Origin of the sequence: Grimontia indica, assembly GCF_000333895.2 — a bacterium.
Classification (GTDB): domain Bacteria; phylum Pseudomonadota; class Gammaproteobacteria; order Enterobacterales; family Vibrionaceae; genus Enterovibrio; species Enterovibrio indicus.
This window is the reverse complement of sequence record NZ_ANFM02000006.1, coordinates 210450-227576: the sequence shown is the minus strand read 5'-3', so window position 1 is coordinate 227576 and position 17127 is coordinate 210450. Positions and strand designations below refer to the sequence as shown.

Genomic DNA, 17127 nt, shown 5'->3' with positions numbered 1-17127 from the left:
CGCGTTTTAACCTTCATTCGACAGATAATTAATGGCTCTTTTGCCCACCGAAGTATTTTTCAAGAATCTCTGGCGTCAGCTCGCCTTTTTCTTCCAGTGCTTTTAGCTCTGCTGCGATACGCTTCTGCTCATCCATCGAAGGCAATGGAATGTCCGGTTCACGTTCTGGCGCATCTTTAATCAGGTTTTCTAAATCGATCATGTGGTTATTACCCAAATTACATTTGCCGATATTTTAATGAAAAAGTGACCTAGCTATCAAGGCTACAGGCTCTCTATCGCGGCTTCCCTTAATATCAATCAATTTCTTGTGTTTTACGGCATTTTGTAACACTGTAACAAAGATACCCAAGCAAATTGATTTCCCCATGGCCTTAATTTCTTCAACAGAGAGAATGGGATAACGAAACTTGGTGTAGATGCTGAACATTTTGGCGTGTTCAGGCTGAATTGACTCGACATCATTCGATGGAAAGCCAACTGACAATAATAAGAACTAAGGAAAGGTAACTATGTCAGATATTCTTGAAGTCTATGTAACCAACGCATTTGTGGCAGAAAACCAAGGCGGTAACCCAGCAGGGGTTGTAGTGAATGCTGAAGGGTTAACTGTTGCACAAATGCAATCTATCGCGGCAGAGCTAGGTTATTCTGAAACAGCGTTTATTTCGCCTTCCAAAAAAGCGGACTACCGTGTTCGTTTCTTTACCCCCACTGAAGAAGTCAATTTCTGTGGGCACGCAACGGTAGGCACGTTTTCAACGCTCTTCAAAACCGGAAAAATAGAAGCTGGAGACTACAAGCAGGAAACCGGGGCTGGGATATTGGGTGTGACGGTGACCGAAGACGGACGCATTAACATGCAACAAGTGTTACCTGAGTTTGGTGACACCTTTAGCGAGGCAGATATCGCGCCATTGCTTGGTCTTTCAACGGAAGACATCCTCGCCACCGGGCTACCCATCAAAGCCGTATCGACAGGCCTTTGGGACATCATTGTTCCTGTCGATGATGAAGCTAAGCTCTTGGCGATCGAAGCGGATCACAAAGCAATTTCGACGTTCAACCGCAAAACGAACACAGGTGCAATTCACGCCTTCGCACTGACGCCGACAGAATCTGATATCTCAGCGAAATGCAGAAACTTCGCCCCTGCGTTGGGTATTGATGAAGAGTCGGCAACGGGTAGTGCAGCCGGTGCTTTGGCCTCTTACCTTCATATCTATCAGGGAGGCAAATACCGTTACTTGTTTGAGCAGGGTGAGGTGTTGAATAAGCGCTCTTTGCTTTGGGCGAGTGTAGAGTCTGAAGACGACAAGATTAGCGCGGTATTTGTTGGCGGCGTCAGTGATAAGCCAGTGCGGATTCCTTACAGATTAAAAGTTGAAGCGGTATAATTTTCAGAAGGGAGCAGAAATGCTCCTTTTTTCATGTGGTTGCTCATCGGTTTGCATGTTCAAGGATGTGACTTATTTAGCGGAAAAAGAAGGAAAAATTCGGCAATTGGTCTAATTTTTAAAGAGGAATCTTAACTATGGGACTTACTCTGCGTGGCCGAAGTATTTTTCTCATGTCAGCCAGTTTTCGATAAAGACCTTCAACACTGGGGGAGTGAGCTCTTGTTCCGCGAAGGACTGGAGAACAAATTCCCTTCTATCGACGAAGACACAGCGACGTCTCGCATTCTTAGTGCAAACTTTTTAGCGTGTGGCGGTAAGCCGGATAAAACGCGATATATCGTTAGCTTTGGCCAGTCATCCCTGATGGATGAAATTCCACTTTCGATGCCGCCCCAGCACCTGATTATCTCCGTCACTGACGACTGTGCACCCACACAGGAAGTAGTCAGTAAACTCCGCACCTATCGTACAGAAGGCTACCGTATCCTGATGGACGGGAAAGCCATGACCAATGAGTGGCGTAATCATTTAGAGCTGGTAGATATTTTCAGCATCAGCATGGAGCGCTCCAAGCCTTCTGATTGGGAGAATGTTATTTCCCAATATTCGCAGCAGGTTTTTCTGGCTAGAAAGGTAGAAAAACAAGATGAACTTGCCGCCGCACAAAGCTGCGGTTTCGCACTTTTTCAGGGCTACTTCTTCGAGAAACCACAGATCAAACGTTCAGAAGATATAGCGCCTTCTGTTATGTCGTTGCTGGATGTTTGCATCATCATCAACCGTAATCCAGATGACATTGACACGCTCACCAAAATCATCTCGAAAGATGTATCACTGCTGTACAAAGTGGTGGCGAGTGCCAACATTCTCGCTAAAACCAAAACCAATAAGATTTCCAACCCGCGCCAAGCAGTGGTTTATCTTGGCGTGCAGGCACTTAGACGTTTGGTGTCATTGTTGATCATGACGAACCTGAACCATCAACATGCCCATCAATTACAGAGTGCGTCTTTGATACGTGCGACTTTTCTATCTTCAATGGAAAATAACATACGCGGTTTTGACAAAGATGAGGCATTTATTGTTGGTGCATTTTCTATGCTTGACGTGATGCTAAGCAAGCCCATGGAAGACATCGTCGGTGAGTTGGATCTCTCCAATGACGTAAAACGTGCATTGATTGCTAAAGAAGGGGTTTACGGACAGTTCCTGTCGCTATGCCATGACATTGAAAGGGCAAATTGGAATGGTGTGCTACACACCTGTAACCAGCTCAAACTCAATGACAAGGCGGTGTTGAAAGAATTCGAACAGGCTCGCAGCAGTACCGCGGACATGACTTCCAGCATGCAGGTATGACCCTATGCTGATGATGCGAACAAAACTCGCGGTAATTTTGGTGGTTAGCGGCACACTGATTCTCAGTGTGTTTGGCGTGTTTAACTACTACAAAACCCACGATCGCCTTTATGGTGAGATGGACTTCGAACTCGAGTCTATTATTGCCCGGCTTTCCTACCGGCTTCCCGCCCAAATGTGGAACTATGATTTTGAGTCTGTCGTTAAAGATCTGGAAAGTGAAACTCTTTCCCGTTTCGTCTATCGCATTGAAGTTGTCTCTAAAGACGATAACTTCCGTCATATCACCAAGCCCAAAAGCGGAGAGTTCAGTAACGAGTTTCGTCTACGCAGTATTCCCTTGATTTATGACGAGCTGAATGAACAAACCAAAGTCGGGGACTTGATTATTTACGAAGACCCGAGACCGATTGAGAGTACCCTCACGTCAGAAATCGTTTCCGGTATCGCGCAGGTTTTCCTGCTGGATCTGATGATCATGTTCCTGATTTGGAAGTACGCCCGAGCGATCAAGGAAATTGAATCAAGCAAAAACTACCTCAACACTATCATCCACAGCTACAAAGACGGACTTTTGGTGTTGGGGGAAGACCACGAAATCACAACGCTCAATGAAGCTGCGAGGCGGATGTTTGAGCTGGAAGATGTGCCGATTGAGAAGGTGACCTTATCGAAAGTCATCGCCAAAGTTGTTCCTGATTCCCGCGCGTATTTCTCACAAGCCCTTTATGGCTTCAATACCAAAAGCTTGAATTATGAGCTTATCAGAACCGATGAACGTCAGATCGTGCAGGTTCGCTCCAATAAAATCGAGGTAAATGAAAAACCGCTTCAGGTAGCGATTATCCGCGACATTACGGAACAGCATCTGGACAAAATAAAAGTGTCAAAAGGTGCGGAGCTCTTCTCTGCCGTGAAAACCTTGCAGGACAAATTCCTGATAAGCGATGACTACCACAACAGCTTTCGCGAAGTGTTAAAGATCCTGTTAAAGATTGGTGAGAGTAATCACGGCATTATTGTGGAGTTGGATTACGAAGCCCAGAATAATTACCGCATTCTGGCGCAAACACGGCTGATTGCGAATGGCTATGTGTCAGAAGAATTCGTTCGTAACGTTGTCACGCGTGTCATTGACACCCAGAAAGGGGACAGAAGCCTGCAATTGGCGGGGCAATCGTCAAACAATGGGAAACTGATTATCAACTCCCTCAGCATGCCTCTGTTTCTCTCGAACCAATTAGTGGGCGTGGTTTGTCTCTTTGATGAATCTACCAATTATGATGAAGACTTGGTGTCTTGGCTTGAGCCGGTATTGTCGAGTCTCAGTGCCATGGTTAACTTCGTCCGCCAGAAGAAATTGAATGATTTAATCACCGAGCAAATGGTACATGCCAAAGAGGAAGCCGAGAAAGCCAACGAAGCCAAGACCAACTTCCTCGCGATGATGAGCCATGAAATCCGTACACCGATGAATGGTATTGTGGGTATGTCTAATCTGCTCAAAGAAACCGACCTCAATCAACAACAATCGTATTTTGTCGATACGCTGGTTCACTCTTCGAATGCATTGCTGAATATCATCAATGACGTGCTCGATTTAACCAAAATCGAGGCGGGTAAAATGCGTCTATTGGATCAGGAATGTGAGCTGCCGGACCTCGTTCATGATGCGCTGGTGGTTTTCCATGCCAAAGCTGTCGAAAAAAGCTTGAGACTGCATTGTCTTATCGAACCAGACTTGCCGCGTTGGTTAATGCTGGATCCTGTTCGCTATACGCAAATTATTCTGAACCTGGTGGGGAATGCTCTCAAGTTCACCAAGCATGGGTCTGTGATGGTCCATGTAAGCAAAGCCATGCTGGACGATGTGGAGCATATCAGGCTTGAAGTGAAGGACACGGGAATTGGTATTCCCGAAGAAAAGTTAGGAACCATCTTCGAAAACTTTACTCAAGTCGATAACTCCTATTCTCGCTCATATCAAGGCACAGGGCTTGGTCTGCCAGTTTGTCTGAAACTCACGGAACTGATGGGCGGTGCAATTGAGGTTGTCAGCAAGGAAGACGTGGGAACGACCTTCACTGTGGATGTTCCTCTCACGTTGGTACCAGAGAACACCAACTGTTTGCTGGAGAACCTGACACTGAAGCCGGAGGTTGAAGGTAAAGCGGCCATCATCGCTACTCAGGACTCCCAACTTTATGCCGTATTAAATGCATACCTTTCAAACGTTGGCTTAAACGTTGAGCAATGGTCTAAGAGCACGCCGCCAGAAGAGGAAATCTGTGAATCGGCGCTGCTATTTGTTGATGACAATATGATCAGTGAAATGCGTCCTGCAATGAACCCTGCTAATCACACCTTGTTGATCAGTCATAGTGGTGTGGTAGACGAGTTTGGTATGCCGTGTCTCATTAACCCAATCAACCCTGATGCGCTTATTAATGCGCTTTCTGCTGACTCGCCTATTGATGTAGAAGTGCCGGAAGTAAAAGCCGACGCGGTGCGTTTTGATGGATTGAATGTTCTGATCGCTGAAGACCACTTAGTGAATCAGGATCTGATGGTATTGGTACTTAACAGTTTAGGTTGCCAGTCAACGTTGGCGGATAACGGGTTAGAAGCGTTGGAGAAACACCGGGCCAATCCGTTTGATTTGATCCTGATGGATTGTCAGATGCCGGAAATGGATGGCTTTGAGGCAACGCGAAACATCCGTGATTTTGATGAAAATGTCCCGATTATCGCAGTGACAGCGAATGCGTTATCTGGTGATGCGCAGCGTTGTTTAGATTCGGGAATGAATGCTCACCTTGCTAAACCGTTTACTAAAGAACAATTAGTGAATTTGATGCTGTTGTATGTGCCAGGAGAAAAAGCATTTCCGGTTTCCAAAGGGTGGGAGCCTGAAGAGATAAAGCAAGAGGGAGATGACGTATCAGAGCAAGCTCCACCAAAAGTCACGCTGGAAGAATGCACCACGTTTGATGTCAATCAACTCAAAGATCAAGTAGGGGATAGTGAAGAGTTGATGCTTCATATTCTGACCAAATATCTCACTACTCAGGAGGCTGATATGGAAGCGCTGCAAAGCGCAATGTCATCTTCCGACCTGGTTGGAGTGAGAAAAATCGCGCACCGAATGAAAGGTGCGGCGTCGATGATCGGGGCAAGAGAACTGGCAGAACTGTGTCTTTCCATTGAAAAAGATCACGACAAAGGCCTAGAGCTCATACAAAACCGTTTTGACGAGTTGAATGCCCGCACTGCGGAAATCAAGCAAGAGCTAGAAAGCCTTTCCAGTGCCTGATATACCCAAACAACCTGAATATGCTCGCATTGAGGCCCTCCCTTCGGGCGAGTTGACTGACGCCGTGCTCTTTGTTGTCCCTTTTTGATGGAGATAACTACACCTACAAAGGGACGCCGCGATCACAACGCCAGTCAAACTCGCTGAATCCTGCATCTTCAGGTTGTTTGGGTATATAAGCAAACTGGCAGAAATCCGGTTTATAGAGTTGCTTGGACACAAAAACAGACGTGCAAGATCAGTAATAGTTCAGGTCACGCTATGAAAGTCGAGTTGTGACCTTGTTGCAGACTTCACTTCTGCTACCTATCTCAATCCTCAGAATTTAAACAAAATTTCATCACTTTCGACTTCAGACCTAGGTTCAGTTGTTATAGAAATGGCTACTATTTCAAAAGTGCATGAAATGCTAGTCATCCCATTAATACCGTCAATATATCCATTCGTTGGCGGCACAAAGCAAGGAGCGCGACCATGAAGAAAACGCTATCAATGGCGTTGGTCTCCCTTTACTTAACCGGCTGTAGTGAAGAACCCCCAATCCCTGAACCTGAAGCCCGCCCCGCGAAGCTCATGACAGTCGCCATTGGTGATAGTGATGTTGTTCGTGAGTTTCCGGGTACTGTAGAAGCCGATGATGAAGCTGTACTCGCTTTCCGCGTTGCAGGGGAAATTGTCGATATTCCTGTCGTAGCGGGACAGGATGTGGTGACAGGTAATGCGCTTGCAGAGCTGGATAGAGACGAATACAGCCTTCTACTGCAAAAAGCCAAAGCGAGTTACCAACTCGCCAAGGTGCAATATGATCGCGCAGTCAAACTAAAGAAAACTAACGTCATCTCCGCGCAGGATTTTGATAAAGCAAAATCCAGCTTAAATGAAGCTCAAGCTGGATTAGATTTGGCGCAATCAAACTTTAATTACACCACCCTTAAAGCGCCTTATACCGGCACGATTTCTCTGCGTATGAAGGAGAAGAACGAGTTTGCCAACGCCATGGAGCCTGTTATGCATATCCAAACTAAGGATGTGATTAACGTGAGCTTCCAGCTGCCAGAAAGATTGATTAGCTTCTTTGACCAAGAAAACGACTCTACGCACTCCAAGCCACGTATTCGGTTTGACGCGTATCCAAATCAAGAGTTTGAGGCTGACTTCAAAGAAGTCGATACCGAAGCAGATGCGACATCTGCTTCTTATCGCATCACCGTCTCTTTGCCTCGGCCTGAGAACGTAAATGTTCTGCCGGGTATGGCAGCACAAGTCTTTACTTCTATTACTGCATCCAGTCACAACAAATTGCCAGAAACGGCTGTGGAAGCCAGTGATGCAGGTACCTATGTCTGGCGTGTTGCCGACAGTGGTGCGGTTTCACGTGTTCAGGTTGAGCTGGGTGAAGATAACAAACTCGAAGCTGGGCTAAACAATGGTGATGTTATTGTGGTGAACGGTCTATCCAGTCTTGAAGAGGGCATGGTGGTGTTCCCGTGGGTTAAGGAGCGAGGACTGTAATATGAAAAATCCAATCGGCCTTACCGTGGCAATGACAGCATTGGCGTTGTCCCTTTCGGGGTGTGACAAAGCGCCTCAGTCCAAAGAAAAAGCACTTCTGAATGTTGATGTCGTGGAAATTGGCGACGACTCACTGGGTAGTGAGTTGCATTTCCCAGCCATTGCCGCAGCGGCAGACAGAGCTGAACTTTCGTTTCTTGTCGCTGGCGAGATCAATAAGATCAACGTAAAAGCAGGGGATATCGTTAAGAAGGATACCGTGCTGGCGACCTTGGATCCGACAGACTACAAACTGCAGGTCGACAATGCGAAAGCAAGATTCGATGTGGTGGATAGCCAATATCGACGCTCCAAACCGTTGGTAGACAAAGGCTTACTGGCAAAATCCCAATTTGATGAAATCGGTGCGCAGCGAGCAATTGCTAAAGCTGAACTTGAATTGGCAAGGCTCAAGCTTTCTTACACCGAGCTCAAAGCGCCGGTTGACGGCGTTATCAGCCGTGTTCCAGTTCAGCAATTCGAAAACGTGGGTATAGGGCAGAGTATTTTGAACATTCATGATGCTACCCAGGTTGATATCCGCATTCAGGTGCCGGATGTACTGTTCTCCAAACATGGTGGTAAAACCCGTGAAGAGAACAACGCAACCATTCGTCCCCATGTCAGAACAGAAGATGGCAAAGAGTACCGTGCATCAGTGAAAGAGTTTACGGCACAGCCGGATCCTGAAACAGGCTCTTTCATGGTGACACTGACCATGCCAATGCCGGAAGACAAGTTCATTTTGGATGGTATGACGGTTGAAGTAGTGGTTGAAGAGCTTGGGCTGTACAACGATAGAGCAAGCCAGGTTGAAATCCCGATGGAAACGGTCTTCAACGAAGATGGTGATGCGCTCGATCCTTCCAACAAATTTGTATGGGTCGTTGGCGCTGACAACACAGTTGAGAAACGCAAGGTGAAAGTGGGTGAACTCACGCCGACAGGCGTCTTGGTCACCAGTGGCTTAGAGCGGGGAGACAAAGTGGTCTCTGAAGGTGTGAACCGCCTTCGTGCCGGGCAGTCAGTCAATATCGTTGCGAATAAGGAAATCAACTGATGAAACAGACCGTAGCCAGCTACTTTATCAATAACAAGATCATCAGTTGGATGCTGACGCTGATATTTCTGATCGGCGGTACCACTTCATTCTTTGGTCTTGGACGATTGGAAGATCCCGCTTTCACACTGAAAGATGCTTTGGTCATTACTAGCTACCCGGGAGCGACGCCTCAACAAGTAGAAGAGGAAGTGACCTACCCACTTGAAAAAGCCGTTCAACAATTAGTGTATGTCGACGAAGTAAGGTCGATTTCGAGCCGTGGTTTATCACAGATCACCGTAACAATGAAAAACAACTACGGCCCAGACGACTTACCACAGATATGGGATGAACTGCGTCGTAAGGTCAATGACGTTAGAAGTAGCCTACCTCCTGGCGTTGGTGACCCTCAGGTCATTGACGATTTCGGTGATGTATTCGGCGTATTACTCGCCATTACGGGGGAGGGGTATTCCTATAAGGAACTGTCTGACTATGTCGACTTTCTTCGCCGGGATTTGGAACTGGTTGATGGCGTCGGCAAGGTTCAGGTAACAGGTACCCAGCAAGAGCAAGTGTTCATTGAAATGTCGATGAGAAGGCTTTCAAATCTGGGTATTTCACCGGATACCCTTGATAGTTTGCTGGCGACGCAGAACATCGTATCCAGTGCTGGTGCATTGCGTCACGGGGACGAATACCTTCGCATTCACCCCACGGGTGAGTTCGAAAGTGTTGAAGAACTCGGTAACCTTATCCTCAATGAGGCGGGTTCACAGGAACTTATCTACCTGAAAGACGTGGCGGACATTAAGCGCGGTTATCAGGAAGTACCCACCAATGTCTTAATGTACAACGGTCAACAGGCACTGCACCTTGGCGTGTCGTTTGCCGACGGCGTTAACGTTGTGGAAGTGGGCGAACGTTTGGAACGACGATTGGCCGAATTAAAAGAGAACCAGCCAATTGGCATAGATATAGGGGTGGTTTACGCGCAGCCAGTGGAAGTCGATACCTCAGTTAAGGGCTTTGTGGTGTCGTTGGGTCAGGCTGTGGCGATTGTTATCATCGTCCTTCTCTTCTTCATGGGTTTGCGTTCAGGTCTGCTGATTGGTTTGATTCTTCTGCTTACCGTGCTCGGTACGTTCATCTTCATGAAGTACTTCGCTATCGACCTTCAACGTATTTCCCTAGGTGCTTTGGTTATCGCTCTCGGTATGCTGGTGGACAACGCCATAGTGGTGGTGGAAGGGATACTTATAGGGTTAAAGAAAGGGCGAACGCGGATAGAAGCGGCATCCGATATCGTCACGCAAACAAAATGGCCGTTACTGGGCGCAACAGTGATTGCCGTGACTGCATTTGCGCCAATTGGTTTGTCAGATGACTCTACTGGTGAGTACTGTGGCACCTTATTCTCAGTGCTGTTGATCTCTTTGATGCTGAGCTGGTTTACCGCAATTACATTGACGCCATTTTTTGCCAGTTTGTTCTTTAAAGAAGAGAACATGGAAGACGGCAAAGCCATGGAAGACCCCTACAACGGTATGTTGTTTGTGGTTTACAAAAAGTTCTTGGATATCTGCATGAAGCGCGCTTACTTAACCATGATCATTTTGGTGGGCGCATTGGTGGCAGCGCTATATGGCTTCACTCTGTTGAAGCAGTCTTTCTTCCCATCTTCTACCACGCCAATGTTTATGGTCGATGTTTGGATGCCAGAAGGAACCGATATCCGCGCCACAGAAGAAACGCTGATTGAGTTGGAGTCCTGGATTCTTGAACAACCTAATGTCGAGTATGTAAACACCAGTTCTGGTAAGGGTGTTCAGCGCTTTATGTTGACCTATGCGCCGGAGAAAAGTTACTCGGCTTATGGTGAAGTGATTATTCGTGTCAAAGATTACGAATCAGTGGTGCCAACTATGGCGTCGATTCGTGAGCATATTGATGCCGATTTCCCGAATATCCAATACAAGCTGAAGCGCATTGAATTAGGGCCTTCTTCCGGGTCGAAAATTGAAGCGCGTATCTTAGGTGCTGACCCAACCATTCTGCGTACGATAGCCGCTCAAGTAACTGACATCCTGAATGCAGACCCGGATGCAGTAAACGTGCGACATGACTGGCGTGAACGGACCAAGATTCTCGAGCCACAATTCAACGAAAGTCAGGCGCGTCGTTACGGTATTACCAAAAGAGACGTTGATGAACTGCTTATGATGACCTTCTCGGGTCTGAATGTTGGTGTTTATCGTGATGGCACGACATTGATGCCGATCGTGACACGTTTACCAGAGCAAGAGCGCGTTGATGTGAAGACCATTGAAGGAATGAAGATCTGGAGCCCTGTGCTGAAAGATTACATTCCATTGCAGCAGGTGATTTTGGGTTATGACCTGATTTGGGAAGATCCACTCATCATGCGTGAAAACCGTAAACGCACTCTAACAGTATTGGCCGACCCTGATCCGCTTCAGGATGAAGTGACAGCGGCGACGCTACAAAAACGTATTCAACCTTTGGTGGAAGAGATTGAGCTGCCTAAAGGCTATTACATAGAGTGGGGTGGTGAGTATGAATCATCTGGTGAAGCGCAGGAAAGCCTGTTTACTACCATGCCAATGGGCTACCTGTTCATGTTCCTGGTCACTGTTGTGCTGTTCAACTCAGTGAAAGATTCGCTGATTGTCTGGTTGACAGTGCCATTGGCGGTCATTGGTGTAACGACAGGTTTGTTATTACTGGATACCCCATTCGGCTTTATGGCTTTATTGGGCTTCTTAAGCCTTTCAGGGATGTTGATCAAAAACGGTATCGTCTTGATTGACCAAATCAATATTGAAATGGAGAGCGGGAAAGACCATTACAATGCGATTGTTGACGCTGCTGTGAGCCGGGTTCGTCCAGTATGCATGGCGGCAATTACTACCGTGCTTGGTATGGTGCCTCTGCTGCCTGATGTTTTCTTCAAGCCGATGGCGGTGACCATCATGTTCGGTTTGGGATTTGCAACGGTGTTGACCTTGATTGTGGTGCCGGTACTTTACCGGATCTTCTACAAGATAAAATATCATCCTGCCTAAGCACGATTTCACCCATAAAAATGCCTGCATAATGCAGGCATTTTTCATTTGAAAATAGTGCTAAAAATCACACAGAAAAAATTTATTTCATTTGTCTGTAATTACTTGTCATATAAATAATTAAATGAAAACAATGCATTACGCTTATGTTTCGCTTGTGGATAACGGAATTTTTATCCACAAAAACAGTTGATAAGTCGGTAGATTTCTCTTCCTAAACCTTACTAAAAGCGGCCTCTGTGAAAGTCAATACCTCATCTGTTTCAATGACGAAATGGATAATTCTGGGTTGCAGAATTTTAACCTTTTACTAAACGCATCTCATGATTTTGTAGAACAGAAAAAGCCCGCCAAATGATCTTCTGACGGGCTTTAACTGATTGATATATCAGTAATGTGTCAGAGCTAAGTCTGCTCTGCTTCTGAGGAGTGACGAGGAATCCGCTCGAAGGTTTGCTTGAGCGCCAAGTAGCCCAATACAGAGGCCAGAAACGAGCCGATAAATATGGCAATACGCGACAAATCAACCAGCGCATGATTGTCTGTCCCCGGGAACGCCAGAGTAGTTATGAATATGGACATCGTAAAACCGATACCGCAAAGAATCGACGCTGCCATGATGTGGGCAAAATGAAGCCCTTTGGGCAGGCTGGCAATACCCATCCTAATCGAGATAAAGCAGGCCAATGAGATACCGATGGGTTTGCCGAGCAATAAGCCGAGGGTAATACCCAGCGGTAAGGGTTCTAGCAAAAGACCAAGGCTAAAGTTATCCAGCGGCACACCCGAATTAGCAAAAGCGAAGGCTGGTAGTATCAAATAACTACTCCAAGGGTGTATACCGTGTTCAAGATAACGGAGAGGGCTGCGGACGCGATGATGCTTAATACGAAGCGGAATAGCAAAGCCCAGTATGACACCGGCAACTGTTGCATGAACGCCTGATTTCAACACCGCTACCCATAACACTGCACCGACCAGCAAATATCCTGTTAGGCGGGCGACACCTTTTGCATTCATGTAAAAGAGCGTTGCACTGGCAAGCACAGCGATAGACAGGGCAATAACAGACAAATCGCTACTAAAGAAAAGGGCGATAATAATAACCGCCCCCAAGTCATCGATGACTGCCAGTGCCAATAGAAAAACCTTTAAGCTGACTGGCGATTGTTTTCCAAATAATGCCAACACACCGAGCGTGAAGGCGATGTCCGTTGCGGCTGGAATTGCCCAGCCTTGCATGGCTTTCGAATCATCGTAGTTAAAGACGGCAAAGAACAAAATCGGAACAACCATACCGCCAATGGCTGCAACCACGGGAAACATAGCTCGGGAGCGGGTTCTGAGGGCGCCTTGAATCAGCTCTCGTTTCACTTCCAAACCGATTAAAAGGAAAAAGATGGCCATCAGGCCATCGTTAATCCAAAGCAGAAGATTCTTTTCGATATCCAACGATCCCACTTTGAAATGTATCGGTGTATCGAGAAGTGCGAGATAGAAATGAGCGAGGGGCGAGTTTGCGATTATTAAAGCCAAAAATGCAGAGGCAATCAGGATGATACCGGGCGCTGTATCGAGCTGAAAAAAATCGACTAGCTTTTTGTTCAAAATGCTTCTCCCGATATCTTTTAATACTACTTAAGTCTAATGAGTAAAAAGAGAAAAGGGCAAAGTCTGCCCCATGGATATGAGAGAAATTTGTGATAGAAGCTAGACAGATCGACCTTTAGTGCAACTAATTGATCATCCCACAGCTTTGACAGACAAGGTTAGGTCAAACACAGCCATTGGTTCGTCGCCATGTAAGGAAGGACATGTGGCAGTGATTCGGACGGGTTGATTAACGCGTTCCCCGGTTGCCATGGTTTGATCCAGCATGTCGTCGATTAACTGGCCGTCATTGCAGGTGAAAATAACATCTGCTTCCGGGCGTTTCAGAAATTCCCCCGTGACAGCCTTAAAAGCCAGCGAAATTTTCTTTCCACGGGATTCTGCTTTACTCATTGCCATAAAGCCACCGGCAACGTCAGCGCCAACTGCTAGTGTTCCAAAATACATGCTATTGAGATGGTTCTTGGTTTTGCGCTTGAGCGGAATACGGATTTGAACTTGTTCTTCGTTCAACACCAAGATCTTGGGGCGGCAGTACCAAATCAGAGGAACTTTGAAGAAGCCAAACAGCTTAAGCATGCGGTTGGCGTGGGCGAGAGTCTGTTTCATGCTTCGTCCTTGAAGAGGAAAGATGAAATCACCCTAATTTTCAACTGGTCGGATGTCAATGTTAAGCCACTGTTAATGAGTGCTCTATGTGATCAGTCCCAGTAATTGTGCACGGCAAAACGCAACGATGGTTTTGCTGTCCTGAATTTCATTTTCTGCAATCAGTCGTTTGACTTCATCGACGGTAAAATGCACCACTTCAATGACTTCATCGTCATCCATCTCTGCCGCGCAGGGGGATAGCTGTTTAGCAACAAACAGGTACTGGGTTTCATTGCAAAAGCCCGGTGCGGGAAGAGACTCACCAATAGCGTGCCATTCATCGGCCTGTAATTGAGCTTCTTCTGCCAATTCTCGCTGTGCGCAAACATTGGGTGATTCCGATGATTCGAGGGTTCCTGCCGGAAATTCATAAATCCATCTGCGAATAGAAGGGCGGTATTGGCGGATCATCACTAATTTCCCATCGTTTGCGATCGGAAGAATAAGAACAGCGCCGGGATGCTCCAGAGTGATGTGATTGGTCACAAGACCATTTGGCAGCGTGTGTTCGCTCTCTTCAAGAGAGAATCGTTTCCAGGCAAAGAGTTGTTTAGGTTGGTTCATAGATGAAAATTCCATTGAAGTGCTGTCGACTACGCTATCTGCAATACCGTGAAAGGCAGAAGATTGGTTGATTAGGCAACGCAAAAATGTGATCCACCACAATAAAAACTGCGGCAATTTACAGAAGTATGGTAGAATCCGCGCCAATTTTGTGGGAGTTGGAACGCCAAGTGGGCTCAGTAACTCTCTGTATAGATGATAATTCTGGAGTATTACCTTGCAATTTGAAGACCTGGGTTTAGATAAACGCCTTCTTAAAACGATGGAACTTTGGGGCTTTAGTACCCCGACTGATGTGCAGGCTTCTGCCATTCCTGTCGTTTGTGCAGGCAAAGATCTGCTGGCGTCGTCTAAAACCGGATCAGGTAAAACCCTGGCTTTCCTCCTGCCTGCATTGCAGCGCGTGATGCGCGGTAAAGCATTCAGCCGTTCTGGTCCACGTGTTGTAGTTCTTGCACCAACCCGTGAGTTGGCAAAACAGGTTTATGGTGAACTGCGTAAACTGCTGGCTGGCACCCAATACAAAGGCATGCTGATCCTTGGTGGTGAAAACTTTAACGACCAAGCAAAAGAATTCCGTAAAGATCCTGCGTTTATCGTTGCAACCCCAGGCCGTTTGGCGGACCACCTGGAACACCGTCACTTGACGCTGGAAGGTTTGGAATTGCTCATCCTAGATGAAGCAGACCGTATGTTAGACCTGGGTTTTGCTCCGCAACTCGAAGCGATCAATAACGCGGCCAACCATCGTCGCCGTCAAACGCTGATGTTCTCTGCAACTCTGGATCACCAGCAAGTTAACGAGATTGCTGCTGACATGCTCAAAGAGCCAAAGCGTGTTGCAATTGGCTTTGTGAATGAAGAGCACAAAGACATCGAACAACGTCTTTTCCTTTGTGACCATCTTGACCACAAACAAGCCTTGCTCGATCGAGTCATGGAAGAAGAGCAGTACCAGCAAATGATGATCTTCACCGCGACCCGCGCGGATACAGATCGTTTGGCTAAAGTGTTCGCTGACCGTGGTATTAAAGCCGTTGCTCTGAGCGGTGATCTGAGCCAAAGCGCGCGTAACCGCATCATGAACGAATTTGAACGTGGCCTCCATAAAGTGATGGTAACGACAGATGTCGCCTCACGTGGTTTGGATATCTCAAACGTATCTCACGTGGTGAACTTCGACATGCCAAAACATGCTGAAGAATATGTTCACCGTATCGGCCGTACTGGTCGAGCAGGTAACAAAGGCATCGCGATTTCTTTCGTAGGCCCTAAAGACTGGAACAGCTTCAAGAGCATTGAAGGTTTCCTCGATAAGCGCATGAGCTTCGTGACTTTCGAAGGCCTTGAAGGCAAGTTCAAAGGCCTGGCTCCGAAGAAAAAGAAAACCTTTAGCAAGAAGCCACAGCACAAGAAGAAAACTGGCAAGCCTTCAGAGAAGAAAGCAGCAGCACCTAAGAAGCGTAACAAGAGCTTCTACCAAGGTGTGGCTGTTGGTGAACAAGTGTTTGCTGTTAAGAAGAAAAAGCCTGCGGAAGAATAATCAGATTCTGCTTCAAAAAAGCGCCTCCCATTGGCGCTTTTTTTCTATATTGTCGGTCTATATCAATCCATATAAACAGAAGTATAACTACAGGGAAACTCAATGAATTCAATTCAGATAAACGGCAAAAATATGTCGTACTTGGATGTTGGTAAAGGTCCAGTCGTACTGTTAGGTCACAGCTACTTGTGGGACAGTGAAATGTGGCGTCCACAGATCGATTCGCTAAGCCAAAACTATCGCTGCATCGTCCCGGACCTTTGGGCTCATGGTCAGTCAGAAGCGGCTCCGGAAAACACCACCTCACTGATTCACTATGCTGATGACATTCTGTCTTTGATGGATCAACTTGATATCGACAAGTTTGCGTTGGTTGGCCTATCGGTTGGGGGAATGTGGGGCGCTGAGTTAGCGCTAAAAGCACCAACACGTGTAAGTGCCTTGGTGTTGATGGATACATTCATTGGCTTTGAACCTGAAGTCGCGAAAGCGAAATACTTCGGCATGTTCGACACTATCGAGCAGATGGGCTTCATTCCGCCACCAATGATTGATGCAATCACACCTTTATTCTTCGCTAATAACGCTGAAACGGACAACCGGGAACTGGTTTCTGCATTCAGAGAAAAGCTGGCGAATCTGAAAGGTGAAGAAGCAAAAAACGTTGTTAGGGTAGGCCGCATGGTTTTTGACCGCCGCGACACCTTTGACGACGTAGAAAAACTTACGCTACCTACGCTCATCATGGCTGGTTCGGAAGACAAACCTCGTCCACCTCTTGAATCCATGCTGATGCATGATGCGATTGATGGCAGTCAATATATTGTGATTCCAAACGCTGGCCATATTAGTAACCTTGAACAGGCAGATTTTGTTACCGATGCACTGAGCACGTTCCTTGAAAATCATCGATAGCCCTGTATAAAGCAATGATAAAGCCGCAGTTTGCGGCTTTTTTTATGATGTTTTTCTTTCAAAACTCATCGGATCTGTTCTGGTAATGAGAC

At 46.6% G+C, this 17127-nt stretch carries 12 protein-coding genes; 8 read left to right on the top strand and 4 right to left on the bottom strand.

All coding sequences use genetic code 11. The annotated features are described in order from the left end of the window. Positions 1-28 precede the first annotated feature (28 nt). Entirely contained in the window at positions 29-202 is a 174-nt protein-coding gene (locus D515_RS03410; RefSeq protein ID WP_002536006.1) for a hypothetical protein, read from the bottom strand. A 310-nt stretch (positions 203-512) separates the two neighbouring features. Here D515_RS03410 and D515_RS03400 point away from each other — a divergent pair, with 310 nt between their 5' ends. The 6 genes from D515_RS03400 to D515_RS03375 all read left to right on the top strand — a co-directional run bounded on the left by D515_RS03400 (position 513) and on the right by D515_RS03375 (position 11751). Further along, positions 513-1397, top strand: a complete 885-nt coding sequence (locus tag D515_RS03400) for a PhzF family phenazine biosynthesis protein (protein ID WP_002536004.1) — start codon at positions 513-515, stop codon at positions 1395-1397. A 153-nt stretch (positions 1398-1550) separates the two neighbouring features. Beyond that, a complete protein-coding gene (locus D515_RS03395; protein WP_002536002.1) occupies positions 1551-2759 on the top strand; it encodes an EAL and HDOD domain-containing protein in 1209 nt (402 codons plus the stop codon). 4 nt (positions 2760-2763) lie between these two features. Beyond that, the gene (locus D515_RS03390) at positions 2764-6072 is read left to right on the top strand and encodes an ATP-binding protein (RefSeq protein ID WP_002536000.1); all 3309 of its coding nucleotides are present in this window, start codon (positions 2764-2766) and stop codon (positions 6070-6072) included. A 474-nt stretch (positions 6073-6546) separates the two neighbouring features. After that, a complete protein-coding gene (locus D515_RS03385; protein WP_002535998.1) occupies positions 6547-7584 on the top strand; it encodes an efflux RND transporter periplasmic adaptor subunit in 1038 nt (345 codons plus the stop codon). Position 7585: 1 nt separating this feature from the next. Next, positions 7586-8683 carry an efflux RND transporter periplasmic adaptor subunit gene (locus D515_RS03380; RefSeq protein WP_002535997.1) on the top strand — a complete coding sequence of 366 codons (1098 nt, stop codon included), beginning with the start codon at positions 7586-7588 and terminating at the stop codon, positions 8681-8683. Next, positions 8683-11751: an efflux RND transporter permease subunit gene (locus tag D515_RS03375; protein WP_002535996.1), complete on the top strand. Its 3069-nt coding sequence runs from the start codon at positions 8683-8685 to the stop codon at positions 11749-11751. The genes D515_RS03380 and D515_RS03375 overlap by 1 nt, the downstream gene beginning before the upstream one ends. 405 nt (positions 11752-12156) lie before the next feature. Here D515_RS03375 and nhaA read toward each other — a convergent pair whose 3' ends face one another. The 3 genes from nhaA to D515_RS03360 form a co-directional block, all read right to left on the bottom strand. After that, a complete protein-coding gene (nhaA, locus tag D515_RS03370) occupies positions 12157-13359 on the bottom strand; it encodes a Na+/H+ antiporter NhaA (RefSeq protein WP_002535994.1) in 1203 nt (400 codons plus the stop codon). Positions 13360-13494: 135 nt separating this feature from the next. After that, positions 13495-13971, bottom strand: a complete 477-nt coding sequence (locus D515_RS03365; RefSeq protein ID WP_002535990.1) for a PaaI family thioesterase — start codon at positions 13969-13971, stop codon at positions 13495-13497. 84 nt (positions 13972-14055) lie between these two features. Beyond that, a complete protein-coding gene (locus D515_RS03360) occupies positions 14056-14577 on the bottom strand; it encodes an NUDIX hydrolase (protein ID WP_002535988.1) in 522 nt (173 codons plus the stop codon). 217 nt (positions 14578-14794) lie between these two features. On the opposite strand from D515_RS03360, the gene D515_RS03355 reads away from it, so the two are divergent. Continuing rightward, entirely contained in the window at positions 14795-16120 is a 1326-nt protein-coding gene (locus D515_RS03355) for a DEAD/DEAH box helicase (protein ID WP_039849552.1), read from the top strand. A 102-nt stretch (positions 16121-16222) separates the two neighbouring features. After that, on the top strand, positions 16223-17035 hold the full coding sequence (locus D515_RS03350) for an alpha/beta fold hydrolase (RefSeq protein WP_039849551.1): 813 nt from the start codon (positions 16223-16225) through the stop codon (positions 17033-17035). The last annotated feature ends 92 nt before the right edge of the window (positions 17036-17127 follow it).